The following is a 23,457-nucleotide window of genomic DNA, read 5'->3' as shown; positions in this document are numbered from 1 at the left end:
TGGTTGGGCCAGTTGTGATTGGTTAGCCAAAGAATAAACTTTGTGATGAATTAGCGCTTCGACAGGCTCAGCGTGACCTACGGGTGAAACCTTCATATAGGAGCGAGCACTTCGAAAAACGCATCACAGCAGATTTGTTTAAGTCTAGTTTGGTGAACTATTTCTGTCAGACTGAGCTTGTCGAAGTCATGGCTTATAAACCCCTACGATGTTATTTTTTTCAATTGTGTGCCACAAAAGCACGAAGAAAATCACCAGGAACAATCCTCTCGCTTTGTAAAAGCCCCAAAATTAGCTTCACAAGACCTACACCTGAAGTTTATAAGTTTTAGGGTTTCGGCACTTTGGCTTCAGGGGAAAACACAGGGCATTTATTTTCTTCCGAAGAAACAAGATATTATCTCATTTAACTGCTTGCTTTGCTCTTAATTGGGGCTTATTAAAAATTGTAAGAGTAGTTCTTCTTTTAATTTGCTGGTTGACGCCGAGGTTGTCATCTATTATTTGTTAATTCATTTATATGTTATAGCTTTGTACCTGAAATGGGGTGCCTACCTTCTAGGTAAGCTGAGATGATACCCAGGAGCCTAAGCTCCACACCTGATCCAGGTAATACTGGCGTAGGAATTTTCTATTAAATTGCAAAGGCAATTTATCACTTCATCTCCTCATTTCATCGGTTTTAATAAATAGCGATGGAGGATTTTTTCACAAAACTTATTTGGTTACAAGCCCTGGGTACTGCTTTCGGAGTAATCCAGGTGTTAATGGCACGCAAGAATAATGTGCATAATTATTTATTTGGAATTGTCTCAATTCTTATAAGTATTTGGGTGCATTACCAATCTAAACTCTATGCTGATATTCTATTGAGTTTTTACTATTTGATTATGAGTATCTACGGTTGGTTCTTTTGGAAGTTTGGGAAACAAAAGAAAGAAAGTCCTATTTCTTATGCGAATAAAACGGAATATTTAAAAGCATTTGGAATTGTATTAACTTGTTTTGTTTTCATGAGCTATTGGCTAAAATTCCACACCAATTCTGATGTTCCGCTGTGGGATGCGGGAGTGAGTGCTTTTGCCTGGGCTGGTATGTGGCTTATGGCAAAGCGCAAGATGGAAAATTGGATCTTTTTAAATATTAGCAATGCCATTTCTATTCCCTTACTTTTCTATAAAGAACTGTATATCTACGCAGGGCTCACAATTTTCCTGTTTGTAATAGGTACTTCCGGATATTTAAAATGGCGAAAAATTATACAAAATGATAAAAGAACGAGATTTGCAAAGGCTTAAAAACCTATGTTTGGGAAGTGCTGTTTTTCCAGAAGAGGTTTTAAACTGGATTGCTGTGGAAAATTTATGGAACCTGTGGGTGCCAAAGAAATATGGCGGATTGGAACTGTCGCTCACAAAAGGGCTTAATAGGTTACAGGAACTCGCCAAAATTGATGGTAGCCTGGGGTGGACCGTTACCTTGTGCAGTGGTGCGAATTATTTTATTGGGAACTTGCCGCCAGATGCCGCTAAAGAACTATTTGTTGAGTCTCAAGAACATATTTGTCTTGGAGGAAGTGGTGCTGTTTCGGGAAAAGCGGAAAAAGAAGGGGATTATTATAGAATATCTGGAGAGTGGCGTTATGCAACGGGTTCATCTTATCTTTCCCACTTTACCCTAAATGCCCAAATTTATGAGAATGGAAAAGTAGTTTTAGATGAACACGAAAAACCAGAAGTACGGTCTTTTATACTCCCAAAAAAGGAAGTAAAGATTATTAAAGATTGGAATACTATGGGGTTAAAAGCATCTGTAACAAATTCTTTTTTGGTGAAGAATGCGTTGATTCATGAAAAATTCAGTTTTATATATAATAAATTTTATCAGCCTCAGGATATATTTAAAATTCCGTTCGCAGTATTTGCAGACCTAACACTTTGGGTAAATTATATAGGAATGGCCGGGCATTTTCTTGAAGCTTCCAAATTTAAGCTTAAAGGTGGGAAGGTTTGTAGTAATTTTCTTGAAACAATTACTGAAAGTCAGCAGAATTTAATGAACTACTCCAATGAGATTGAAGCGTCCATTGCGGATAATCTGGAAATTTCTGAAGCAACCAGGAACAAAATTCATGAGAGTGCAGCTAATTCAGTAAGAAATATGTCTAAACATATTATTGAAGTCTATCCTCTTTTAGGAATTCGTGCAAGTAGGGAAGATCAGGAGTTAAATCAGTTATTCCGGGATTATTTTACCGCAACCCAGCATCATATTTTTACAAGATAAATACACTAACACGTGGTGTTATAAAATTTGTCAAGACTGAAAAAAGAATAGGCTCGCAGAAAATGAATTGATTAAAAATCTACTAATCTTCTATAAAGATTCCTAATGCTCTTCGAGAAATATGACCGACTTTTGTACCTCACTCTGCTTTCCTATTCTGTTTATAAGATAAGCTAATTGGACTGCAAAATTTTAAAGTTTTTTCTTATTATTTTTGAACGCTTTCTTTACTTGAAAGTAGAGATATATTCCTCTCCATTAGTTTAAAAAGAATTTTAACCAAAATATTAATACTTTTTGCTTAAATCCCTGCGTGTCCACGAATAAATGTTTTAGAACAAAACCTGTCTAAAATTATAATCCTCAATAGTTAACTGCCTGGAATTCTTTGTAGTGAGATAAGCAAGATTCCTGGTTACTTAAACTTGGAATAAAAAATTAAAAATTTCAGAAATATAAAAATTAATAATATTACTTATTATTTAGGCTAAGCTAATATTTTATTTTTAATTATTAAAATGTATCTTTGTGATAGATCCTAATAATATGTTTAGCCAATCTGAAGAAAACTATTTGAAAACAATTCTCCATCTACAATTGGAATTGAAAGGTGGGGTTTCCACAAGTAATCTGGCAGAGAGTTTAGATACGAGGGCAGCTTCTGTTACCGAAATGATTAAAAGACTGGCTGCAAAAAAATTGGTAAATCACGAACGCTATTACGGTGTAAAATTAACCAACCTGGGAAAGAAACATGCGCTTACCATTGTTAGGAAACATAGGTTATGGGAGTCATTCCTCGTAAAGCATTTAAATTTTGAATGGGACGAAGTACACGACATTGCCGAGCAACTCGAACATATTAAATCCAAAAAGCTCGTGGAAGAATTGGACAGGTTTTTAGGGCGACCGAAATTTGATCCTCATGGTGATCCATTCCAGATATGGAGGGCAATTTGCCTAAAATTGAGAAACGCAAACTTTCTGAACTGGAAGCGGGGGAGACGGGTTTTTGTAAAGGCGTTAATGATACCTCGTCTTCTTTCCTCAAATTTTTAGATAAACAGGAGATAAGTCTGGGTTCTGCATTAAAAGTAATAGCTATAGAAGCTTTTGATGAAAGCATGACGCTTCTGGTTAACGATAAAAAAGTATCGCTCTCAAAAACCGCTACCGATAATATTTACATCACTTAGTATTTTTAAAATCTAAAATTAGCATACTAAAATCCATTTATGAAAAATATCCTTTTAAGCTTAATTTGTATCCTTCTTTTTGCAAGTTGTAATAATTCAGTGAAAAATAATGATGGGAAACTTAATATTGTAACCACCACAACCATGATCACAGATCTGGTTAAGAATATAGGAAAAGATTCTGTGCGGGTGCAAGGTTTAATGGGAAGCGGGGTAGACCCTCATCTTTACAAAGCCAGCGAGGGGGATGTTTCTAAATTAACCGGAGCCGATGTTGTTTTTTATAGTGGATTGCACCTGGAAGGAAAATTAGTTGATGTTTTTGAGAAGATGGGACGAAATACCAACACTATTGCCCTTGCCGAAGTTTTGGATAAAAACACATTAATTGGTTCAGAATATTTTGCTTCAAGTTACGATCCGCATATTTGGTTTAATATTGATTACTGGAGGCAAATAACAAAATATTTAACTGAGGAATTAAGTAAACTAGATCCCGAAAATGCTACTTTTTTTAAGAAGAATGAAACAGCTTATTTGAAAAAATTAGATGCCCTGGAGAAGGAGATTAAGGAGGCTATTAAAACATTACCCAAAGAAAAGCGAATCCTGGTGACTGCCCATGATGCTTTTAATTACTTCGGAAAAGAATATGGATTTGAAGTTGTGGGTTTACAGGGACTTTCTACCGCTACCGAAGCCGGAGTACAGGATGTACAAAAATTAGCACAGTTAATTATCGAGAAGGAAGTTAAAGCAATTTTTATTGAAACAAGTGTTCCCAGGCGAACTATTGAAGCATTACAACAAGCAGTAAAATCTGAAGGTTTTGATGTGAAAATTGGTGGTACGCTTTATTCTGATGCTTTAGGTAGTGCTGGCACCGATGAAGGTACCTACCTGGGTATGTTTAAATATAATGTGAACACCATTGTTAAAGCTTTAAAGTAGTGTTACGGGAGCGCTTTTAGCCTTACTTAGGAAATTAATGAATGTACTATGAAAGAGAAAAACTACGCGATAAAAATTGATGATCTTACGGTTGCCTATAATTACAAGCCCGTTTTGTGGGATATAGATCTAAAAATTCCAGAGGGAGTTTTAATGGCTATTGTTGGGCCTAATGGTGCGGGGAAATCTACCCTTATAAAATCCATTCTAAATATTATTAAGCCAATTGCCGGGACTGTGAAAGTCTTTGGAAAACCTTATAAACAACAGGTGGATAAGGTTGCTTACGTTCCGCAAAAGGGTAGTGTAGATTGGGATTTTCCTACTATAGCCTTAGATGTGGTAATGATGGGAACTTACGGTAGTTTGGGTTGGATAAAGAGACCGGGGCAAAAAGAAAAGAAACAAGCTTTAGAAGCATTGGAGAAAGTTGGGATGCTAGCTTTTAAAGACCGGCAGATTAGTCAGCTGAGTGGGGGACAACAACAGCGTATTTTTTTAGCACGAGCCCTGGTGCAAAACGCTTCAATTTATTTAATGGACGAACCTTTTCAAGGCGTAGATGCTACCACCGAAAAAGCCATTATCAATATTTTAAAAGAATTGCGCCATGCAGGAAAAACCTTAATTGTTGTGCATCACGATTTACAAACGGTTCCTAAATATTTTGACTGGGTGACTTTTCTAAACGTAAAAGGAATTGCTTCGGGGCCTGTGCGGGATATTTTTAATGACGATAACCTCACCAAAACCTATGGGATTAATTATAAAGTGGCGGTGAATAAATAATTAATTAAACTTTACTTCTTGAGAAGAAGCTTTATGCTCATTATCTTTCAGAACAATTATTAAGGACTTCAGAAGCAAGGAATACATTACAAATGGAACTAACAGATTTTTTTACAAACTATACCCTAAGAACCATCACGCTTGGAACAGCTGTTTTAGGTGCAATTTGTGGCATGTTAGGGAGTTTTGCGGTGTTGCGTAAACAGAGTCTTTTAGGAGATGCAATTTCTCATGCGTCCCTGCCAGGTATTGCCCTGGCTTTTATAATTACAGGCGTAAAGAATGATAATTTAATTCTAATTGGCGCATTAATAAGCGGATTGGTGGGCACTTTTTGGATTAAGGGAATAGTAAAACGCACTCGTTTAAAAAACGATACCGCGCTTGGATTAATTCTTTCGCTTTTTTTTGGGTTGGGAATGTTGTTACTCACTTTTATCCAGAAAATGCCAAATGCTAACCAGGCAGGTTTAGACAAATATCTTTTTGGCCAGGCAGCAACGCTTGTGGAAGAAGATGTTTGGGTAATGGCAACGGTTACAGGAATTAGCCTAATAGTGTTGTTGCTTTTTTGGAAAGAGCTGAAGTTATTGCTTTTTGATCCAGATTATACCAAAACTCTGGGTTTTAATACCAGATTTTTAGACATTCTTATCACCTCTTTTATCGTTCTGGCTATTGTATTGGGTCTAAAAACCGTGGGAGTGGTACTAATGAGTGCTATGTTACTTGCACCGGCAGCGGCAGCCCGACAATGGACTAACAACCTGGGTATAATGATTGTTTTAACATCTATATTAGGTGCTTTTTCAGGGGTTTTGGGAACAGCCATTAGTGCAAGCCAGGATAACTTATCAACCGGGCCGGTAATTGTTCTTGTGGCCGCTGCGTTTGTAGCGATATCCTTTGTTTTCTCTCCGGGTAGGGGGTTATTATTCCGGGAGATTCGTATTAGACGTAACAGGCGCGAACTTCATTTGAGAAAGACCCTTACTTTTATGTATCATATCGCTCGTGACCACGAAGAAATATCTCATCCCCATGCCATTAAAATTTTAAATAACTTTCACGGATTTAGCCGCAAAAGCCTTACAAAACTTGAGGAACAGCAATTTATAAAACTTAACGGTAAAGAATGGGCGCTTACTAAAAAAGGATATAACGAAGCGGAAGCAATGTATAATAAAATGGGAACCACTCATGACTAATGCACAACTTGAAATACAAATTATTGCAGCCCTGGTTGCAGTTGCCTGTGCCATACCGGGAACTTTTTTAGTACTTAGAAAAATGGCGATGATTAGTGATGCGATAAGTCATTCCATTTTAGTTGGAATCGTACTCGGTTTTTTTATTACCCAGGATCTCAACTCACCACTATTAATTTTATTGGCCGCGCTTACGGGAATTGTTACCGTGGTGATGGTAGAGTATATTCAGAAGACTAATTTAGTAAAAGAAGATACTGCTATTGGCCTGGTCTTTCCCGCTTTATTTAGTATTGGCGTTATTCTTATTGCAAAAAATGCTAACGACGTACATTTGGATATTGATGCTGTCTTGCTGGGGGAACTGGCCTTTGCACCTTTTGACAGGCTTTTAATTGGCGGTATGGATATTGGTCCCAAATCGCTTTGGGTAATAGGAGTGATCTTGTTTTTAACCCTGTTGCTACTTTTTTTATTTTATAAAGAACTTAAATTAAGCACCTTTGATAAAGGACTTGCGGCTACTCTGGGATTTTCGCCGGTGATTTTACATTATGGTTTAATGAGCGTTTCTTCGGTCACCATTGTTGGGGCATTTGATGCTGTGGGTGCAGTTTTGGTAGTAGCACTTATTATAGCGCCGCCTGCTACAGCTTATTTGCTTACAGATAACTTAAAGAAAATGCTCATTCTTAGCTCTTTCTTTGGGGTTTTTGCTGCAATTTCTGGCTACTGGATGGCAAATTTTTTAGATGCTTCCATTGCCGGATCTATGACAACTGTTCTAGGCGTGATTTTTTTATTGGTTTATTTATTTGCCCCCAGGCAGGGTGTATTTTCTGTAATGTTTAAGGAAAAACAACAGCAGGTAGAAGTTTCCTTACTCGTTTTTTTATTACATCTTCAAAATCATACCGATCCTAAGGAGCGACACGTAAACCATTTGCAAGAGCACATTAATTGGGGGAAAGTGAAGTCTAAAACTATTTTAAACCTTGCTAAAAAAAACAATTTTGTCACTATTGATGCTAATATTGCCCTTTTGACTCCAAAAGGTGAGGAATTTACTGCGGAAGCCTTAAAATATATTACTACAAACGAAGAAACAGCCATTGAAGGTTTAAAGAAACGATTTTTTCTTTTTAGAGGTTGATTGATTCAAGATGGAGTAATACTGGCAATTAATTCGGCAAAAAGTATTGAATTCAGTATTTATAAGGTAACCCAGATTTACCCCGATAATCAGCTTGCGCTCTATCTTAATGGTAATTGGGTTATCTCTAAATTGAAATAATTCTTCTTTTGAATATATGTGGTTTGCCTCGAGTTAATTTATTCAATAAGTTTTTAAGCAGAAGAGAGTTTTTTTTAAAAAAGAAGAGCCTGATTCACTTAAGAAACAGGCTCATATTCACCAACAATAAATTTAAAATAGTATCACAATAGTTTAAATAAGAGGTTGCTGGTGTTATTCTAAATAAAAGAACTAGCTAAAACTAAGTCTTAGGTATTTGAAGATTAACAGTTTGATTGCTCTAAAACTTTTAAAATGCTGCATAAGCTTTTCTTTAAAGATCAAGTGATCTTTAAGGTAGAAGTTTTCACATTGTACATCATCACATTCTTTTAGACCTTCTAATTTGTTTTTATAATCGAAGAATGTGCTCAAATGCGCTTCGTTTATTTTGTTTATAGCCTGGAGCTCGTCGTCTAAATGTTTAGCATTTTCCCGGTTAATGGTTACGCTCACATTATTGTTAAGCGCAGAAGAAAGAATATCTAAATAAAATGATATTTCTTCGTTCATAAGGCTTAATCGCTCTTCCCATTGCTGCGCTTCAGATTGGATGCTTAACATTTGAATTTCGTGCTCATCGTGATGATCCTGAAAACTGTGGTTCATAATTAGCGTTATTTATACATTTTCTAAATCGGTTTGATCTTGCTTTACATCTTCAATAGTAATATTGTTGGTGCCAGAAGGGAATTCCCATTCTACATCATCACCCTTGGCATAGCCAAATAAAGCTAATCCCATTGGTGCTAATATGGAAATCTTATTCTGTTTTACATTACTTTTCTCGGGCGTTACAATTTGGTATGCCTTCTTTGGCGTAAAAGGAGTTGAGATGGTTACTACCGAGTTAAATCTAATAACATCCTCGGGCATATCTTTTTCCTTTACAATTTTGGCATGCTGCAATTCCCTGGAGAGTTTTTCTATAGAACTACGGTAAGTTTTATCCTTGTAGTATTGCGCCATAGACACGATACGCTTTAATAGTTCGTGTTCCTTTTTTTCTATAATTATTACATCATATTTCATGACTTTCTAAATTAAATTCATCATTGATATTTATAAAAAAGAAATAACCTGCCCATTAAAGAATAGGCAGGATCCTTTTAAAAAATATTTCGAAAAGTATTCTAAATTCGCCTACTAACTATGGAAAGATTCCCCTTTGTATGTAGGCTGTTTCTATACGTGAAATTGCTATTTTATACGCAGCTGTTCTCCAATCGGTTTTACTTTTATCGACTTCTCCCTGCACATTTTTAAAAACTTTCAAAAGTTTTTTCTCTAGCTTTTCCATAACTTCATCCAAATCCCATAATTCTCCATTACGGTTTTGTAACCACTCAAAATAACTACCTATAACCCCACCAGAATTACAAAGAATATCTGGTATAATTGTTATACCGTTTTCCAAAAGGATTTTTTCCCCATCGTCATCTGTTGGTCCGTTAGCACCTTCAGCTACAATACTTGCTTTAATTTTAAAGGCATTATTTGCCGTAATTTGATTACCCAAAGCGGCAGGAATTACAATGTCGCATTCCAGACCAAAGAAATCTTCGGGATCCATTTCCTCTGCACCATCGAAGCCTTTTATAGATCCTTTTCTGGGACTGGAGTGTTTATAGAGATTTTCTACTGAAATACCGTCTTTATTGAAAAGTGTCGCATGCGCATCTTGTACAGATAATAATTTAGCACCGTCTTCTACCAGGAATTTTGAAGCCCAGTAGCCAACATTTCCGAAGCCCTGAACGATAAAAGTTTTATCTTTCAAACTTTCATCCCGAGATTCCACGAGTTGTTTTATCGAAAAATAAACGCCAAAGCCTGTTGCACGGTCTCTTCCTTCCAAGCCGCCGGTACCTACAGGTTTTCCTGTTACCACGTGCTGGTTTTGAGATCGCTCAGACGTAGCCTTGGTAGACATATATGTGTCTGCAATCCAGGCCATGGTTTGTGCATTGGTATTTACATCTGGAGCGGGAATATCGTGCTCTGGCCCTATGTTTTCACCCAAAGCATAAGTAAGCCTACGGGTAATTCTTTCTAATTCAGCATCAGAGTATTTGCGGGGATCTATTTTAATTCCTCCTTTGGCACCACCATAGGGTAAACCTGCCAAAGAGGTTTTCCAGGTCATCCACATAGCAAGGGCCTTTGCATCTTCCACATCTATAGTTGGGTGATATCGTAAACCGCCTTTATAAGGCCCTAGCGCGTTATTATGCTGTACACGATAACCGGTAAAAACTTCTACCTTACCATCATCCATTTTTACAGGAAAATGTACAATGATTTCGTTATTGGTAATCCCAAGAATTTTTTTGATGTTCGGATTTAGATCTATGAGATCGGCAGTTTTATTAAACTGTTTCATTACCGTATCATACATACTTAACTTTTTGATCTTTGTTGTTTCTGCCATTTGTTTTTTATTGAAAATGTTCACAATACATTTTTCTATTCTCTTTCCAACTGCAATTGTGTCTAAAATTACAGTTAAAACAAAGTGTCTTAAACAACTCGCTACCGGCTGCTTCCAGGTTTATAGATTCTTCTGCAAGAATAGCCGCCGCGGTTGTATTAGACATATTCATAAACAAGTATTTGAACTGTCTATCTGTGTAGTCAAAATCTATGCCTGAATATTAAATTACTAAGTTAAGCATATTAAAATGAATGATGTTCAATAATTTAGCCTTTTTTCGAGAAATATATCAATATTTTGTATGATGCAAAATTACCCGAACGGGAGAAAACTACCCAATTTTACTTAGTAATGATGTTTAAATAAAAGGCATATCTAGAGGTATCTTATTTAATTTTCTGTCTTAAAGTTTTCCGGTCTATTTGAAGAATTTCGGCTGCTTTAGATTTATTTTGATCTACGGCTGCCAGGACTTTTAAAATGTACTTTTTTTCTACTTCTTTTAAGGAAATTAGCTCATCATTAGGGGTGGGAACTTTGTATTTAATCCAATTGGGGAGATGATGTGCATCAATTTGGTGATCACTCATAATTATAGCGCGTTGTATAGCATTCTCCAGTTCTCTTATATTACCGGGCCAGTTGTAGTTTTTTAAAATTTCAATAGCTTTAGCTGTGAGTTTTAAATCTTCTTTGCCGTATTCTTTTTGATATTTTCTAACAAAAGTTTCAGCCAGGGGTAAAATATCTTTCTCACGATCACGCAAAGGTGGAGTTTCAATACCTACCACATTTAAACGGTAATAAAGATCTTCCCTAAAACTTCCATTGCGCACCAATTTTGCCAAATCACTATTGGTAGCAGCAATAATTCGCACTTCTATTTTTTCTGAATTTCGTGCACCTAGTTTACGCACTTCTTTATCCTGTAATACCCGCAACAATTTTACCTGCGCCGCCGGGGAAGCAGTCGCAATCTCATCGAGGAAAATTGTACCACCTTTAGCAGCTTGAAAATAGCCTTCCCTGTTTTCTGATGCTCCTGTAAAAGTCCCTTTGGTAAACCCAAATAATTCCGATTCCAGTAGATCTTCCGGGATTGCTCCACAGTTTACCGCAATAAAAGGATTTGCAGCAAAAGAACCTTTGTAATGAATTGCCCTGGCAATTAATTCTTTCCCGGTACCACTTTCTCCCTGAATTAAGATACTTGCCCGGTTATTTTTCACACGTTCAATAATATCTATAATTTCCTCAAGCTTTTTAGAGCTTCCCACCATTCCTGCATATTCCTCATTAGTTTTAGAGTTCGAAACGGATTTTGATTTTGTTTTTTTATCAGAATTTGAAAGTGATTTAGTAACCGCATCAAGTAATTCATCTTTGGTAAAAGGTTTCGATAAATAATCTAATGCGCCAGATTTTATGGCTTCCAGGGCTCCGTCTATAGAGGGGTAACCCGTAATGACTAATTTAGGAATATTGGAAAAATGATCTTCAACATATTTCACCAATTCCATCCCATTCATTCCCGGCATACGTAAATCTGTAATGAGCAGGTGTACTTCGCTATTTTTTAAAATATCTATGGCTTCCAAGACAGAGGTAGCCTTATAAACGTGGTAATTTTCCTCTTTCAAATTGCGCTGTAAAACTTCCAGCATATCATAATCATCATCTACAATTAAGATATTTTCTCTTAAAGCCATATTATAATTTTATGGGGAGTTTAATGCTAAAAATAGTTCCTTTGGGTTTATTTTGCAAGGTAGTAATAGTTCCTTTGTGGCTTTTTACAATGCCATGTACCACGCTTAAACCCAATCCTGAACCTTCTCCAAGAGGCTTGGTAGTAAAAAATGGTTCAAAGATTTTTTCTTTATTTTTTTGTTCAATGCCCTTGCCTTCATCGGCGATTTTTATATAAAAGTGATTTTTGCTTTCTAAAACCTCTATTTTGATTACAGAATGCTCTGGAGAATGATAAATTGCATTAATGAGTAAATTGAATAAAACCTGCGTAAGTTGAATGGGATCTACCTGCGCTTTTAAGTTGGGGTTCGCGATGCTGTAAGATGTTTCAATATTTGCTTTTCTCAAATTGGGGCTTAGCAGCGATAAAGCTTGTGTAATAATTGGGTTAATGGGAATTACCTGGATGTCCTGTGGCATTTCACAAGAAAAAAGCATCAGTTTTTTTACGACTTCCCGTGAGTATATCGCGGCTTTAATGATTTTAGAAGCGTCCTGCCTGCTTTGTTCTTCTGTAGATTTACTTTCTATAAATTCAGCGAAACCCAAAATATTCCCCAACGGCGTGTTCAGCTCGTGGGCAATTCCTGCAGTAATTTCACTTAAAATAGACAACCTGTCGTTCCGCTCGGCGGTGCGTTGCAAAAGCTCCTCCTGTTTCCTCAACTGCTGGCGTTCAAAAAAAACAGCAATTTCATAGGTGACTTTATCCAATAGTCGCTGTTCGTCTATTAGAAAATGAGCTTTGGAAAGATCGGTAAAAGGATAATACACTTTTACATACCCTGTGTCTTTCTTAAAGATCTTAAATTCACTTTTTTGGTAGTGTGAACTCTCTGGGATAGGATTAGTTGTAAGATGCAAATTTCCTTTTTTTAACTCAACGGTCGCCAGTTCTGGAAAACGCCACGCATCTTTTAAGATTTTCAATACGGCGATTAAGGTTTTCTCTTCAGAATCTGTATGTTCACGAATAGCCGATGAAACCCGGTAGAGACAGGACAGTTCTTTAATTCGTTCCTTGAGCCGTTCTTCTATAGGAATATTTGCAGGCATATAGTTTTACATTTTAATTTTTTCCTAACAACAAACAAAGATAAGGGCATTTCCTGTTTTGGTGTTATATCTTTTATTTTTCGGGATTTTGAGATGGTTTTTATTTATTTACTACGGAATTATTGCTGAAAATAATTCATAAACTTTTGCTAAAAATAGTATGCTTTACAATTTGTAAAACTTGTTGGCGTTAAAGGGGTAGAAACAATTAAACCAAATCGAAAAATGAAAAATTTAAAGATCTTAAGTCTTGCAGCAGCAAGTTGTTTTACGTTTTATGCGTGTTCTGATGATGATGATAACATAGATAACACGCCAGATGTAGATTTAACTGAAACTGCTTTTACTGCAGACACGCACGTGAAAACTTCTAGCTTGCCACAACCTATTCTGGATTATATCACAGCAAATTATCCAGATAAAACTATTAGGGAGGTCGAGTTGGAAGAAAACAACAACTACGAGGTAGAGCTTTTAGATGGAACCGAACTTATTTTCAACTCCGCCGGTGAATTCCTGGGTGTAGATGATGATGGGGAAGATGATTTTGGTGATAGGGATATTGCTGCTTCAGAATTACCACAAAACATCAAGGACTTTTTAGAAAAGCATTATGCGGGAATTGCGGTTGAAGAAGCTGAAATTGAAAACAATGGAAACTATGAGGTAGAATTAGAAAATGATGTGGAAATCATTTTTGATGCCGATGGGAACTTCCTGGGACAGGCCGAAGATGAAAGCGGCTATGACGATAGTGATGATGAAGATATTGCTGTTGCAGATCTTCCGCAGGTAATTCAAGACTATATTGCCGATAACTATCCAGATCAAAAAATTATTGAAGCCGAAAGGGAAGACGATGGTTTTGAGGTAAACCTAAACAACGGGGTAGAATTAACATTTGATACCGAAGGAAATTTCCTGGAAGCCGAAGATAATAACGGTGATGACGACGATGATGATAATGATTAATTAGTATCGCTTGTAATACCAATTTCAAATAATTTAAAAAACGGCTGCAAGATTTAATTCCTGCAGCCGTTTTTGTTTATTGTAATAACTAAGATATATTATCTAAGCCTCATCGGCTATCTGTGGACCATATTTCCATTCCCGATACTTATCCAGGTCTTTTCTAATGTATTTTAAGCAGGCTGCAAAAACTGCTGCATCATCCAAATAACCAATCACCGGAATAAAATCTGGGATAAGGTCTATTGGTGAAAGCACATAGAGCAAAGCACCGCCCGCTGCAGAAATAACCATCCACGGTACATCTTTATATTGCCCATGATACCAGTCTTTTAATAGCGAAAAAAGATCCTTAAAATCCTGGTAGTATTCGTTTAATTTATCAAAATTTAGAAATTTAGAAAACAGGCTGTCTTCTTTCTGCATTAAATTATCTAAATTTTCTTTAGAAAAATTCTTCCGTCTCTTATCAAATTCCTCCTTTGCTCTTTCTTTTGAAAATTTCGCCATAGTACAATTGCTTTTCAGATGGTGAAAATATAAAAAGTAAAACTTTGTAACGATAAAGTTTGTCTAATATTTTTAATTCCTGAAGAGGATTAAATTCCGTCTGGCAGAGCCTATCGAAGCCTTTGTATTAATTTTACTAAATGTAAATTGATTATAATAGTACTTTTCAAAAGAGTAAAAGGTTTTATTTTTTCCAGCTGAAAAAAGTTATCCCAATTCTTTTTAGATTTGAAAATTATCTTTGTTTTAAGATTATGATCTAGAAAACTACAGCCTTATGAAAATATTGATTATTGAAGATGAACAGGATATGCTAGACACCATGAAGAATTTTCTCGAAAAAGAAAATTTTGTGGTGGAAACAGCTGTCAGTATTCTGGAAGCCCGGGATAAGATAGGCATTTATGAGTATGATTGTATTTTACTGGATATTAACCTAAAAGATGGCAATGGTCTCGAATTGCTAAAAGATCTAAAAGAAAAAGAGATAGAAGACGGTGTTATTATTGTTTCCGCTAGAAATTCTTTAGATGATAAGCTGGAAGGGCTTAACCTTGGTGCCGACGATTATCTTGCAAAGCCTTTTCATATGGCCGAGTTGAATGCCAGGGTGAAGGCCGTGCTTAGAAGGAGGCAGTTTAAAGGCGCCAATAAAATAAATATCGCAAATGTTAGTGTAGATTTAGATGAGCATACCGTTCACGTAGATGAAACAGAACTATCATTAAACCGAAAAGAGTTTGAGATTTTGCTGTTTTTCTGTTCCAATCAAAATAGATTGGTGAATAAAACCGCACTGGCAGAACACGTTTGGGGCGATCATATAGACCAGGCAGATAGTTTTGAATTTATTTATTCCCAAATAAAAAACCTTAGAAAAAAATTAAGTGTCGCAAAAGCAGAGTTAGAAATCAAAGCAGTTTATGGAATTGGTTATAAACTTGTGGTTTTATGAAATTACAAAACTACACGACCAGTTATTTTGCCGGGGTGCTACTAGTCTTGCTGAGCATTTGGGCGGTGATTTTTTACCTGGAAATGTTAGATGAGATTTACGATAGCCTGGATGACGGATTGGAAAATCAAAAGATGTTGGTAATTCAACGGGCCAAAGAACAAACAGATATTCTCAATAAACCGGAATTCGATGACGGCTCTTACACGATAAAAAAAGTCTCTCCCAACTACGGACTTCAGTTTAAAGATACCTACCGGGACACTTTAATGTATATGCAAAATGAAGACGATTTTGAACCCGTGAGAATGTTGGAAAGTGTCTTTAAATTAGATAATTCCTATTATAAAATAAAAATCGTGACTTCCATGGTAGAAGAAGACGATTTAATTGAAGATCTATTATTTTCTTTAATTATGCTCTACCTGGGGCTTATTGTAAGTATTTTGTTGCTGAATAATTTTATTCTAAAAAAAATTTGGAATCCGTTTTATTTGTTACTGAATCAATTGAAGGATTTTAGAATAGACAAAGACAAAACCATTACTACGAGTCCCTCGAAAATAGATGAATTTAATTTGTTAAATAAACGCATTGAGCAGATGCTTGGGAAATCTGTAGAAAGTTACAACAGCCAAAAACAATTTATTGAAAATGCGGCGCATGAGTTGCAAACCCCGTTAGCCATTAGTATTAATAAACTGGAATTACTGGTAGAAAACAATAATTTAACCGAAGATCAGATTGCGATGATCGCTTCTGCATTAAATAACCTGGAAGGACTCACCAGGATGAACAAGTCTTTACTATTACTTTCTAAAATTGAAAACAGCCAGTACGATGATGATGAAACTGTAAACTTGGCAGAAATAAGTAAAGAGTTAATTGAAGACTTTCAGGACTTGGCCACTCATAAAGGTATGAAGATTAATTTTGTAGAAGCTGGCAGCCTAAATATTAGCATGAACAGGCAGCTCGCACGGGTTTTAATAAGTAATTTATTCAAAAATGCTATTATTCACGGGGCTGAGGAAAATACTATTGAAGTAAAAGTGTCTAATGATAAATTTAGTGTGAGTAACGCCGGCCGAACAGAAGCGCTAAACCCAGACAAAATTTTTTCGCGTTTTCAAAGTATTAGGACCTCCAAACGCTCTAATGGCATTGGTTTGGCAATTTCTAAAGCAATTACCGAAAGATATAACCTTAATTTAAATTACGAATTTACCGGCAGGCATAATTTTTATATCACACGATAAAGTAATTGATTTTAATTCAGCATTTAACAGAAGTAGCCTGAAAATTTTTATTTTATAAAAACACTTTAAGTCTATAAATTCCATATTCTTTCCAGTTTTACATCCAATATTTGCTTAAAACATAAAACATAAAACATAAAACATAAAAAATAAAAAAATGAAAAAAGTATTTTTAATGGTGCTGGTATTAGCCCTGGGTTTTGTTTCCTGTGATGAAGACGATATGAGAAGCAATGATGTTCCTTCTGTTGTACTTAACGCTTTTAACGCAGAATTTTCTGATGCGAAAAAAGTAGATTGGGAACAGGTAGGTAATGATTATGAGGTAGAATTCGAAATCAAGAATGTAGAGCACGAAGCTTATTTGGATAGTGAAGGTAATTTACTGCGCTATAAAAAAGATATGTTGTACAGCGAGCTTCCTGAAAACGTAAAGTCTGCCATTGAAACCGATTTTAAAGATCGCAGGATCGATGAAGTGGAAATGCTTAATGTGGCCAATGAAATTTATTATCAGATAGAATTTGATGATATGCCAATGGATGAAAAAGTAATCTTTAATGAAGCTGGAACAGTAAATTCAGAGGTTCCGGTTTGGTAGGTTATTGCCATAGTCTATAGAAGAAGCTAAACCTAAGAACTTTTTCAGCAAAAAAATAAAATTGATACTCGTCCTTTTTTTAGCTAAGAAAAGGACGGGTTTTAACGCGTTTAGAAAAAAATAAATTATGAATAGAATAGTAACCGGGATTGTATTGGGAGTTTTATGTGTCGCCGGCTTGATCATGCTTTCGTTTAATAGTTTATCCAATGAAAATAAAAAGGACAAAAAGAAAACTTATAGTATAGTCACAGAGTGGCGTTTGCCAGAGGTTTTAGATGAGGTTTCTGGGATAGATTGGCTTGGAGATAATCGTTTAGCCTGCATTCAGGATGAAGATGGGGTGATTTTTATTTTTAATTTAAAAACTTCAAAAATAGAAAAGGAAATCACTTTCGCAGGTCACGGCGATTATGAAGACATACGGGTGATTGATGAAGATGCTTACGTTTTACGAAGTGACGGCACTATTTTTAAGGTGAGTAATTTTAGGAAAATTAATAAGACAACCACCAAAATAGAAACATTTTTAACCGAAGATCATAATATGGAAAGCCTGGCGAGGGCTAAAAATGATAAGGCATTACTGCTCGTTCCCAAAAACCGCGAGCCAGAAGATGATTCATATAAAGGGATTTATAGATTTTCTTTAGCTGAAGATAAGCTGGAAGAAACACCCATTCAGAAACTGCAAATGAAAGATCCCCTGCTGGCCGATTTAAAAGGAAAACTGCGCAAAAAACTTCAACCCTCTGCCGTGGGATTGAACCCGGTTAGCAAAGAATATTATATTTTAGATGGAAGGTCTAAGCGTTTAATTATCGCTAATGAAGATTTTAAATTAAAGAAACTTCACTTTCTGGCAAAGAAAGATTTTAAACAGGCCGAAGGTATAACGTTTAGCGAAGATGGCACCGTTTATATTTCCAATGAAGGGAAGGGAGGCAAGGCCAACATCTTAGAAATAGCTTTAAAATAAACTTATGGGAGAATCGACAGCAGATAATGCTAATGTAAAACAGAGTAAAGCGCCGCTAATCATTTCTGTGTTAATTGTGGTTGTTCTGGTTGGGGGGTATTTTTTTATTCCGGGAATGGGGGATTTTTTCGACCGTGCCTGGGAAGTGCTAAGCAGTAATGATGAAGAACGCATAGAACAATGGGTTTCTAATTTTGGTTGGTTTGGTCCTATTGTATTGATTCTCGCAATGATTGCGCAAATGTTTTTACTGGTAATTCCCTCTGTCGCCTTAATGATTGTTTCCATTTTAGCTTACGGCCCGGTAGGCGGTAGCCTTATAATTTTTGCGGCTATTTTTTGCGCTTCTTCGGTAGGCTATTTCATTGGAGGGTATTTTGGTCAGGTAATCGTAGATAAATTAATAGGCCAAAAATCTGAAAAAAAGATTAGTGATTTTTTAGACGATTATGGCTTTTGGGCGGTAATTGTTACCCGGCTAAACCCTTTTCTAAGTAATGATGCCATAAGTTTTGTAGGCGGGATTTTAAAAATGGGATATTGGAAATTTATTGGCGCCACGCTCCTGGGTATTGCACCATTAACCATTTTTATCGCCATTATTGGCGACAGTACAGATCAATTAAAAACCGGTCTCCTTTGGGGCTCTTTGGTTAGTCTTGTTATTTTTGGGCTGTATGTATATTGGGATAAGAAGAAGCGAAAAGAAAACCATAAAAAGGATTAAAAATTACTCAATTTTAAGCTTATACTTATCCAAAAGACCGGAAACTTCGGAAAGTAAAAATTTTGCACCTTTAAGTTGGTTGTTTTCCGGGTCAATACTATAATTCACCGCTTTTTTAAAGTCGGCTTTTTCTAATTTTGTTTGCTGAAATACTGCGTTTAGAAGATCACAATTTTTGAAGATCGCATTATTTAAATTCGCTTTGGCGAAATCTACATTGTGCAATTTAGAACCAGAAAAATCGGTTTTTGGAAGGTTTAAGTTGAAAAAAGTGGAGTGGCTAAGGTTGCAATCTTTAAAGCCGAAAGAAAGTGCGAAAGCTTCACACTGTTCAAAATTAAGTCCCAGCATCTTACAATTTTCAAAATTACAGTCCTGAAAAGAAGTATTGATAAGTTTTACATTGCTCAGGTCGCAGTTCGTAAAATCACATTCAATAAATTGACTTTTTGAAAGATCACAATCTGCAAGATTACAAGCGGTAAATGTGCATAATTCATAACTTCCCGTTTTAAAAAGCTCCTGACTAAAATCTTTATTCTGAAAATTTTCCTCCTCTAAATATAGCTCGTTCATCCTGGCATATCATTTCTGCAAGATTAATCAAATTTGTTGATTTCACCTTCATTGAATCTTTAGGATTTGAGATCAAAAATTTGTCTCGAATATTCTTTGTCTATTAAGTTTTTCACTCCATTTCCTTTAAAATTAGCACCGGTACGGTAGGGTTGAAATCAATTTCCTCTGTAAATTGCTGAGAAAAAAGCTTGCTAAAAAAACCTTTTTTCCGTTTAAAGAGGGCTAAAAAACTACTTTCCCTACTTTCTATAAAAAGATGGATGCCGGTGGTTAAGGTAGTTTGCGAAAGTTGGTGGAAGCTCAATGCTATTCCGGGAAAATAAGCTTTTAGGCTTTCTTTATTTTTTTCTTGTGTCTCGCTCAAACTTTTCCTGGAATCCTCAATGTATAAAACCCTTATGGCTGCATTTAAGCTGACGGCCAATTCCCTAAGCGGTGTGACTTCTTTATTTTTAATAGCAAACTTATAGTTGGTGGGAAAAACAATCTCTGGTTTTTCTGTAGGTGCGTTTGTTAAATTTTCTGGCAAAATAAGAAAGGAGCAATTTTGTATTACATCTGTAACTTCAGAAATCTCATTTTCAAAAGCTGTATTAATGGAAACTTTGGCGCCGTGAGCGGCCATTAAAACTAAATCTATGTTATGTTGATCTACGGTTTCCTGAATAGCTTTTGTCAAATCTTTTTTTGAAGAAATAACTTCAAATTTATGCTGCAGGTTTTCTTTTCTAAAATTTAAACCCTGTAAAATTTTCTGCAACCCCTTTTCAGATTCCAATTTGGCATCTTCCGATTCACCTTTTTTCGTTTTAGGAAAACTTAAACGATTGGAAGCTTCATAAGTATTTAGAATAAAAAATGTACAGGGAATATCCCTATAAAGATTTAAGCCATAAACCAACGCGTTCCACGCATGCTTGCTAAAATTTGTGGGAACAAGTACTTTTTTTTCCATATATTTATTCGTTATGCATTAACACTCTTTATTATTTCAGTAAAAATCATATCAGGATCTTCAACGTAAATATAACGATAGCATTTTAATCTTCTTAAATTTATCGCCGAAGAGAGTTTCAGGGAAATAGAATAAGGAAAAAGAGCATTGAGAATAGAAAATAGAGGAAAGATAAAAGAATAAAGAAAAAAGGTAAAATGAAATTGAATTAACCCGGAATATTCAAGAGATTAACCTCAATGCTCCACAGCGACTAAGTTTTACCAACATTTTTGATACTCAAAAATGGGTGTAACTAAGTCGGGGTTAACCGCCGAAACACTGTTTTTTATATTACTTTATGAATAATGGCGGTTAAAAAGCGCGACAGAATTCTTTATTCCTATCGCGCTTTTTAGGCTTCTACAGAAATTTTCCGCAGAAAAAGATTATTTACTCATTTCGGTAAAATGTTTGTAAAATCCGGGGATTGTTTCGATACCCTTTAAGTAATTCCAAACGCCAAAATGCTCGTTAGGGGAGTGGATGGCATCGGTATCAAAGCCAAAGCCCATGAGGATAATTTTGCTTTTTAGCTCCTGTTCAAAAAGGGAGACAATGGGAATACTGCCCCCGCTGCGCTGCGGAATTGGCGTTTTGCCAAAAGTATCTTCGTAAGCCTTGCTGGCCGCCCGGTAGCCAATCGTATCTATAGGGGTCACATAGGGATAGCCGCCGTGATGCGGTGTCACTTCTACTTTAACCGATTTTGGTGCGATGCTTTCCAAATGTTTTTTAAATAGCTGGCTAATCTCTTCCCAATCCTGATTTGGCACCAGGCGCATAGAAATCTTTGCATAGGCTTTTGCCGGAAGTACGGTTTTAGCGCCTTCTCCAATATAGCCGCCCCACATTCCGTTTACATCTAAAGTAGGCCTAATAGAGGCGCGCTCTAAGGTGGAATATCCTGCTTCGCCGTGCACATCACCAATGTCAATTTTTTCCTTGTATGCTTCTTCATCATAAGGAGCTTCGGCCATTTTCTTGCGTTCTTCTTTACTTAGTTCTTCAACTTTATCGTAGAATCCCGGGATGGTGATATGGTTATTCTCATCGGTAAGGGAAGCGATCAATTCTGAAAGGATATTGATAGGATTTGCCACTGCACCTCCATACAAGCCGGAATGTAAATCGCGGTTTGGCCCGGTAACTTCAACTTCCATATAGGAGAGTCCGCGCAATCCCGTGGTAATAGAGGGGGTGTCTTTAGCGATCATTCCCGTATCTGAAATAAGGATAACATCATTGGCCAGTTTTTCTTTATTTCTTTCTATAAACCAGCCTAAATGTTCACTTCCCACTTCTTCTTCCCCTTCAATCATAAATTTTACATTACAGGGCAATTTGTCATTTTGCGTCATGTATTCCAGGGCTTTCACGTGCATAAACATCTGCCCCTTATCATCACAAGCTCCACGAGCATAGATGGCACCTTCGGGATGAATTTCACTTTCTTTGATCACCGGTTCAAAAGGCGGGGAGTCCCAAAGATCTAAGGGATCTGGTGGTTGCACATCATAATGTCCATAAACCAGGACCGTGGGTAGGTCTTTGTCGAATATTTTTTCACCATAAACCACGGGATGACCCGGGGTTTCGCAAATCTCTGCAGAATCACAGCCGGCTTCCAATAATTTTTTCTTTACCGCTTCAGCGGTTTTTAACATATCATCTTTGTAGTTGGAATCGGCACTTATGGATGGAATTTTCAGTAAATCAACGAGTTCGGAAAGAAAGCGATCTTTATTTTTCGCGATGTAATCTTTAATATCTGCCATAGTTACATTTTTATTAGAGATAAAGATAAAAAAAAAATTTCCAGACTATTTGTGAATTGAAACATTTATGTATATTTGCATCCGCTTAGTTAAAGCAATACATATTGAATGCGGGCGTGGTGGAATTGGTAGACACGCTAGACTTAGGATTTAACCAAACGGTTGTTCTTAAAATATTGTTAAAATGCGGGTGTGGTGGAATTGGTAGACACGCTTGACTTAGGATCAAGTGCCTCACGGTGTGAAGGTTCGAGTCCTTTCACCCGCACAAAAGCCGGAGAGAAATCTTCGGCTTTTTTATTTTAAACAACACAGTTTTTACTTAATTTTTTGACTTGGGTACAACATAGGTACAACATTTGCCCATTTTAAGAACTGCATTTGTATTGTTAACGATTACTTCTATTTAGTCCTGAACCTTATTAAGTTCTCTAAAAATTCATAGATTTAAGGAAACTGAACCTCATTTTTCTTTAGTGAGTAGTTTATTATCATACAATGAACTCGTTTAAACTTTCTCCATTGGCTGAAAAATTGTCCTTTTACGCCCATTTTTTGTCTTCTTATCCTTCCATCAAAAGACTACGGCATAAAGTTAACGCTTCTACCACCACTCATTTATTCCATTTCCTTTTGAGCCAAGATTTTAGCTTCCGTTTGGTTCCAGCTTAAATATTTATTGTTTAACTAAATCAAACCTTATGTATTTATCAAATTTGGAGACCGAAACAGGTGGCGTCATCACTCCGAAATAGCCATTTCAACCGTTTATGGAGCTTTTAATGCTTTTTTAGATTCTTTCAAAACCAATCTCTAACTCCTTTGAATATGGGGGATTTTAAATCGATATTTGGTTTCATATTATTGAGTAGAATTTTCCTAATAAATTGTGCCCACCTGTTTGCGGTTATTGCCACTTGTCGGATCAGTTAACGCGATGCTGCCGACTTAGTAGTATGCGCCCCACCAACTACATCTTTTAATTTAGCGTAATTTTATTATCTATTTTTTTATAACAAAATCATGTTCAGTCTAGTTGTAATTTTTATAATTCTGAGGATAGAGATTCCGGATATTTTTATGGTTGATGGACATAATATTCTCCAGGGTATATTTAAGCCACTCATATGGATTCAC

General features: G+C 36.2%; 21 protein-coding genes, 1 tRNA gene and 2 pseudogenes. 14 read left to right on the top strand and 10 right to left on the bottom strand.

The features are described from left to right. Positions 1 to 695: 695 nt before the first annotated feature. The 7 genes and pseudogenes from pnuC to BUA71_RS16850 all read left to right on the top strand — a co-directional run bounded on the left by pnuC (position 696) and on the right by BUA71_RS16850 (position 7,583). On the top strand, positions 696 to 1,298 hold the full coding sequence (gene pnuC, locus BUA71_RS16880; RefSeq protein WP_072881880.1) for a nicotinamide riboside transporter PnuC: 603 nt from the start codon (positions 696 to 698) through the stop codon (positions 1,296 to 1,298). Further along, positions 1,267 to 2,286 (top strand): acyl-CoA dehydrogenase family protein, encoded by a 1,020-nt coding sequence (locus BUA71_RS16875; protein WP_072881878.1) that lies wholly within the window; start codon positions 1,267 to 1,269, stop codon positions 2,284 to 2,286. Before pnuC ends, BUA71_RS16875 begins: the two co-directional genes overlap by 32 nt. A gap of 546 nt (positions 2,287 to 2,832) precedes the next feature. After that, a pseudogene (locus tag BUA71_RS16870) lies at positions 2,833 to 3,482 on the top strand (metal-dependent transcriptional regulator). Between the two features lie 39 nt (positions 3,483 to 3,521). Further along, positions 3,522 to 4,433: a metal ABC transporter solute-binding protein, Zn/Mn family gene (locus tag BUA71_RS16865; protein WP_072881876.1), complete on the top strand. Its 912-nt coding sequence runs from the start codon at positions 3,522 to 3,524 to the stop codon at positions 4,431 to 4,433. A 48-nt stretch (positions 4,434 to 4,481) separates the two neighbouring features. Continuing rightward, positions 4,482 to 5,222: a metal ABC transporter ATP-binding protein gene (locus BUA71_RS16860; protein ID WP_072881874.1), complete on the top strand. Its 741-nt coding sequence runs from the start codon at positions 4,482 to 4,484 to the stop codon at positions 5,220 to 5,222. Between the two features lie 92 nt (positions 5,223 to 5,314). Continuing rightward, a complete protein-coding gene (locus tag BUA71_RS16855; RefSeq protein WP_072881872.1) occupies positions 5,315 to 6,430 on the top strand; it encodes a metal ABC transporter permease in 1,116 nt (371 codons plus the stop codon). Next, positions 6,423 to 7,583, top strand: a complete 1,161-nt coding sequence (locus BUA71_RS16850; protein ID WP_072881870.1) for a metal ABC transporter permease — start codon at positions 6,423 to 6,425, stop codon at positions 7,581 to 7,583. The genes BUA71_RS16855 and BUA71_RS16850 overlap by 8 nt, the downstream gene beginning before the upstream one ends. Positions 7,584 to 7,916: 333 nt before the next feature. Here BUA71_RS16850 and BUA71_RS16845 read toward each other — a convergent pair whose 3' ends face one another. From BUA71_RS16845 to BUA71_RS16825, 6 genes are all read right to left on the bottom strand, one after another. Beyond that, positions 7,917 to 8,333 carry a hypothetical protein gene (locus BUA71_RS16845; RefSeq protein WP_072881868.1) on the bottom strand — a complete coding sequence of 139 codons (417 nt, stop codon included), beginning with the start codon at positions 8,331 to 8,333 and terminating at the stop codon, positions 7,917 to 7,919. Positions 8,334 to 8,345: 12 nt separating this feature from the next. Next, positions 8,346 to 8,756, bottom strand: a complete 411-nt coding sequence (locus BUA71_RS16840; RefSeq protein ID WP_072881866.1) for a GreA/GreB family elongation factor — start codon at positions 8,754 to 8,756, stop codon at positions 8,346 to 8,348. A gap of 118 nt (positions 8,757 to 8,874) precedes the next feature. After that, complete coding sequence (locus tag BUA71_RS16835) at positions 8,875 to 10,155, bottom strand: Glu/Leu/Phe/Val family dehydrogenase (RefSeq protein ID WP_072881882.1); 1,281 nt, start codon at positions 10,153 to 10,155, stop codon at positions 8,875 to 8,877. A gap of 7 nt (positions 10,156 to 10,162) precedes the next feature. Then, on the bottom strand, positions 10,163 to 10,321 hold the full coding sequence (locus BUA71_RS17695) for a hypothetical protein (RefSeq protein ID WP_175545979.1): 159 nt from the start codon (positions 10,319 to 10,321) through the stop codon (positions 10,163 to 10,165). A 223-nt stretch (positions 10,322 to 10,544) separates the two neighbouring features. Then, positions 10,545 to 11,867 (bottom strand): sigma-54-dependent transcriptional regulator, encoded by a 1,323-nt coding sequence (locus BUA71_RS16830; RefSeq protein ID WP_072881864.1) that lies wholly within the window; start codon positions 11,865 to 11,867, stop codon positions 10,545 to 10,547. 1 nt (position 11,868) lies between these two features. Beyond that, entirely contained in the window at positions 11,869 to 12,966 is a 1,098-nt protein-coding gene (locus BUA71_RS16825) for a sensor histidine kinase (protein WP_072881862.1), read from the bottom strand. A gap of 225 nt (positions 12,967 to 13,191) precedes the next feature. Here BUA71_RS16825 and BUA71_RS16820 point away from each other — a divergent pair, with 225 nt between their 5' ends. After that, complete coding sequence (locus tag BUA71_RS16820; RefSeq protein ID WP_072881860.1) at positions 13,192 to 13,938, top strand: PepSY-like domain-containing protein; 747 nt, start codon at positions 13,192 to 13,194, stop codon at positions 13,936 to 13,938. 189 nt (positions 13,939 to 14,127) lie between these two features. On the opposite strand, the pseudogene BUA71_RS17940 reads toward BUA71_RS16820, so the two are convergent. Then, positions 14,128 to 14,364, bottom strand: a pseudogene (locus BUA71_RS17940) (YkvA family protein); the annotation flags it as partial. A 361-nt stretch (positions 14,365 to 14,725) separates the two neighbouring features. On the opposite strand from BUA71_RS17940, the gene BUA71_RS16810 reads away from it, so the two are divergent. From BUA71_RS16810 to BUA71_RS16790, 5 genes are all read left to right on the top strand, one after another. Continuing rightward, positions 14,726 to 15,403, top strand: coding sequence for a response regulator transcription factor (locus tag BUA71_RS16810; protein WP_072881856.1), 678 nt, complete (start codon positions 14,726 to 14,728; stop codon positions 15,401 to 15,403). Continuing rightward, positions 15,400 to 16,662, top strand: coding sequence for a sensor histidine kinase (locus tag BUA71_RS16805; protein ID WP_072881855.1), 1,263 nt, complete (start codon positions 15,400 to 15,402; stop codon positions 16,660 to 16,662). Before BUA71_RS16810 ends, BUA71_RS16805 begins: the two co-directional genes overlap by 4 nt. Positions 16,663 to 16,819: 157 nt before the next feature. Further along, positions 16,820 to 17,263: a PepSY-like domain-containing protein gene (locus BUA71_RS16800; RefSeq protein ID WP_072881854.1), complete on the top strand. Its 444-nt coding sequence runs from the start codon at positions 16,820 to 16,822 to the stop codon at positions 17,261 to 17,263. Positions 17,264 to 17,390: 127 nt separating this feature from the next. Beyond that, a complete protein-coding gene (locus tag BUA71_RS16795) occupies positions 17,391 to 18,242 on the top strand; it encodes an SdiA-regulated domain-containing protein (protein WP_072881853.1) in 852 nt (283 codons plus the stop codon). A 4-nt stretch (positions 18,243 to 18,246) separates the two neighbouring features. Further along, positions 18,247 to 18,969, top strand: coding sequence for a TVP38/TMEM64 family protein (locus BUA71_RS16790; protein WP_072881852.1), 723 nt, complete (start codon positions 18,247 to 18,249; stop codon positions 18,967 to 18,969). Between the two features lie 3 nt (positions 18,970 to 18,972). Here the strand turns inward: BUA71_RS16790 and BUA71_RS16785 are convergent, their stop codons facing one another. The 3 genes from BUA71_RS16785 to BUA71_RS16775 form a co-directional block, all read right to left on the bottom strand. Further along, the gene (locus BUA71_RS16785) at positions 18,973 to 19,545 is read right to left on the bottom strand and encodes a pentapeptide repeat-containing protein (protein WP_072881850.1); all 573 of its coding nucleotides are present in this window, start codon (positions 19,543 to 19,545) and stop codon (positions 18,973 to 18,975) included. A 112-nt stretch (positions 19,546 to 19,657) separates the two neighbouring features. Next, positions 19,658 to 20,503, bottom strand: coding sequence for a universal stress protein (locus BUA71_RS16780; protein ID WP_072881849.1), 846 nt, complete (start codon positions 20,501 to 20,503; stop codon positions 19,658 to 19,660). A 428-nt stretch (positions 20,504 to 20,931) separates the two neighbouring features. Beyond that, on the bottom strand, positions 20,932 to 22,320 hold the full coding sequence (locus BUA71_RS16775) for a dipeptidase (protein WP_072881847.1): 1,389 nt from the start codon (positions 22,318 to 22,320) through the stop codon (positions 20,932 to 20,934). A 186-nt stretch (positions 22,321 to 22,506) separates the two neighbouring features. Between BUA71_RS16775 and BUA71_RS16770 the strand changes: the two genes are divergently transcribed. Beyond that, a tRNA-Leu gene (locus tag BUA71_RS16770) sits at positions 22,507 to 22,588 on the top strand. Positions 22,589 to 23,457 lie beyond the last annotated feature (869 nt).

The sequence above is a fragment of the Salegentibacter echinorum genome (assembly GCF_900129445.1).
GTDB lineage: Bacteria > Bacteroidota > Bacteroidia > Flavobacteriales > Flavobacteriaceae > Salegentibacter > Salegentibacter echinorum.
This window is presented reverse-complemented; position numbering and strand designations above follow the sequence as displayed.

Coding starts and splice junctions, on each gene's coding strand:
- BUA71_RS16825 (WP_072881862.1), bottom strand. CDS start 12,966: ATGCCTGCAAATATTCCTATAGAAGAACGGCTCAAGGAACGAATTAAA.
- BUA71_RS16810 (WP_072881856.1), top strand. CDS start 14,726: ATGAAAATATTGATTATTGAAGATGAACAGGATATGCTAGACACCATG.
- BUA71_RS16835 (WP_072881882.1), bottom strand. CDS start 10,155: ATGGCAGAAACAACAAAGATCAAAAAGTTAAGTATGTATGATACGGTA.
- BUA71_RS16840 (WP_072881866.1), bottom strand. CDS start 8,756: ATGAAATATGATGTAATAATTATAGAAAAAAAGGAACACGAACTATTA.
- BUA71_RS16780 (WP_072881849.1), bottom strand. CDS start 20,503: ATGGAAAAAAAAGTACTTGTTCCCACAAATTTTAGCAAGCATGCGTGG.
- BUA71_RS16805 (WP_072881855.1), top strand. CDS start 15,400: ATGAAATTACAAAACTACACGACCAGTTATTTTGCCGGGGTGCTACTA.
- BUA71_RS16860 (WP_072881874.1), top strand. CDS start 4,482: ATGAAAGAGAAAAACTACGCGATAAAAATTGATGATCTTACGGTTGCC.
- BUA71_RS16875 (WP_072881878.1), top strand. CDS start 1,267: ATGATAAAAGAACGAGATTTGCAAAGGCTTAAAAACCTATGTTTGGGA.
- pnuC (WP_072881880.1), top strand. CDS start 696: ATGGAGGATTTTTTCACAAAACTTATTTGGTTACAAGCCCTGGGTACT.
- BUA71_RS16850 (WP_072881870.1), top strand. CDS start 6,423: ATGACTAATGCACAACTTGAAATACAAATTATTGCAGCCCTGGTTGCA.
- BUA71_RS16795 (WP_072881853.1), top strand. CDS start 17,391: ATGAATAGAATAGTAACCGGGATTGTATTGGGAGTTTTATGTGTCGCC.
- BUA71_RS16790 (WP_072881852.1), top strand. CDS start 18,247: ATGGGAGAATCGACAGCAGATAATGCTAATGTAAAACAGAGTAAAGCG.
- BUA71_RS16845 (WP_072881868.1), bottom strand. CDS start 8,333: ATGAACCACAGTTTTCAGGATCATCACGATGAGCACGAAATTCAAATG.
- BUA71_RS16800 (WP_072881854.1), top strand. CDS start 16,820: ATGAAAAAAGTATTTTTAATGGTGCTGGTATTAGCCCTGGGTTTTGTT.
- BUA71_RS16785 (WP_072881850.1), bottom strand. CDS start 19,545: ATGAACGAGCTATATTTAGAGGAGGAAAATTTTCAGAATAAAGATTTT.
- BUA71_RS16855 (WP_072881872.1), top strand. CDS start 5,315: ATGGAACTAACAGATTTTTTTACAAACTATACCCTAAGAACCATCACG.
- BUA71_RS16830 (WP_072881864.1), bottom strand. CDS start 11,867: ATGGCTTTAAGAGAAAATATCTTAATTGTAGATGATGATTATGATATG.
- BUA71_RS16820 (WP_072881860.1), top strand. CDS start 13,192: ATGAAAAATTTAAAGATCTTAAGTCTTGCAGCAGCAAGTTGTTTTACG.
- BUA71_RS17695 (WP_175545979.1), bottom strand. CDS start 10,321: ATGTCTAATACAACCGCGGCGGCTATTCTTGCAGAAGAATCTATAAAC.
- BUA71_RS16865 (WP_072881876.1), top strand. CDS start 3,522: ATGAAAAATATCCTTTTAAGCTTAATTTGTATCCTTCTTTTTGCAAGT.
- BUA71_RS16775 (WP_072881847.1), bottom strand. CDS start 22,320: ATGGCAGATATTAAAGATTACATCGCGAAAAATAAAGATCGCTTTCTT.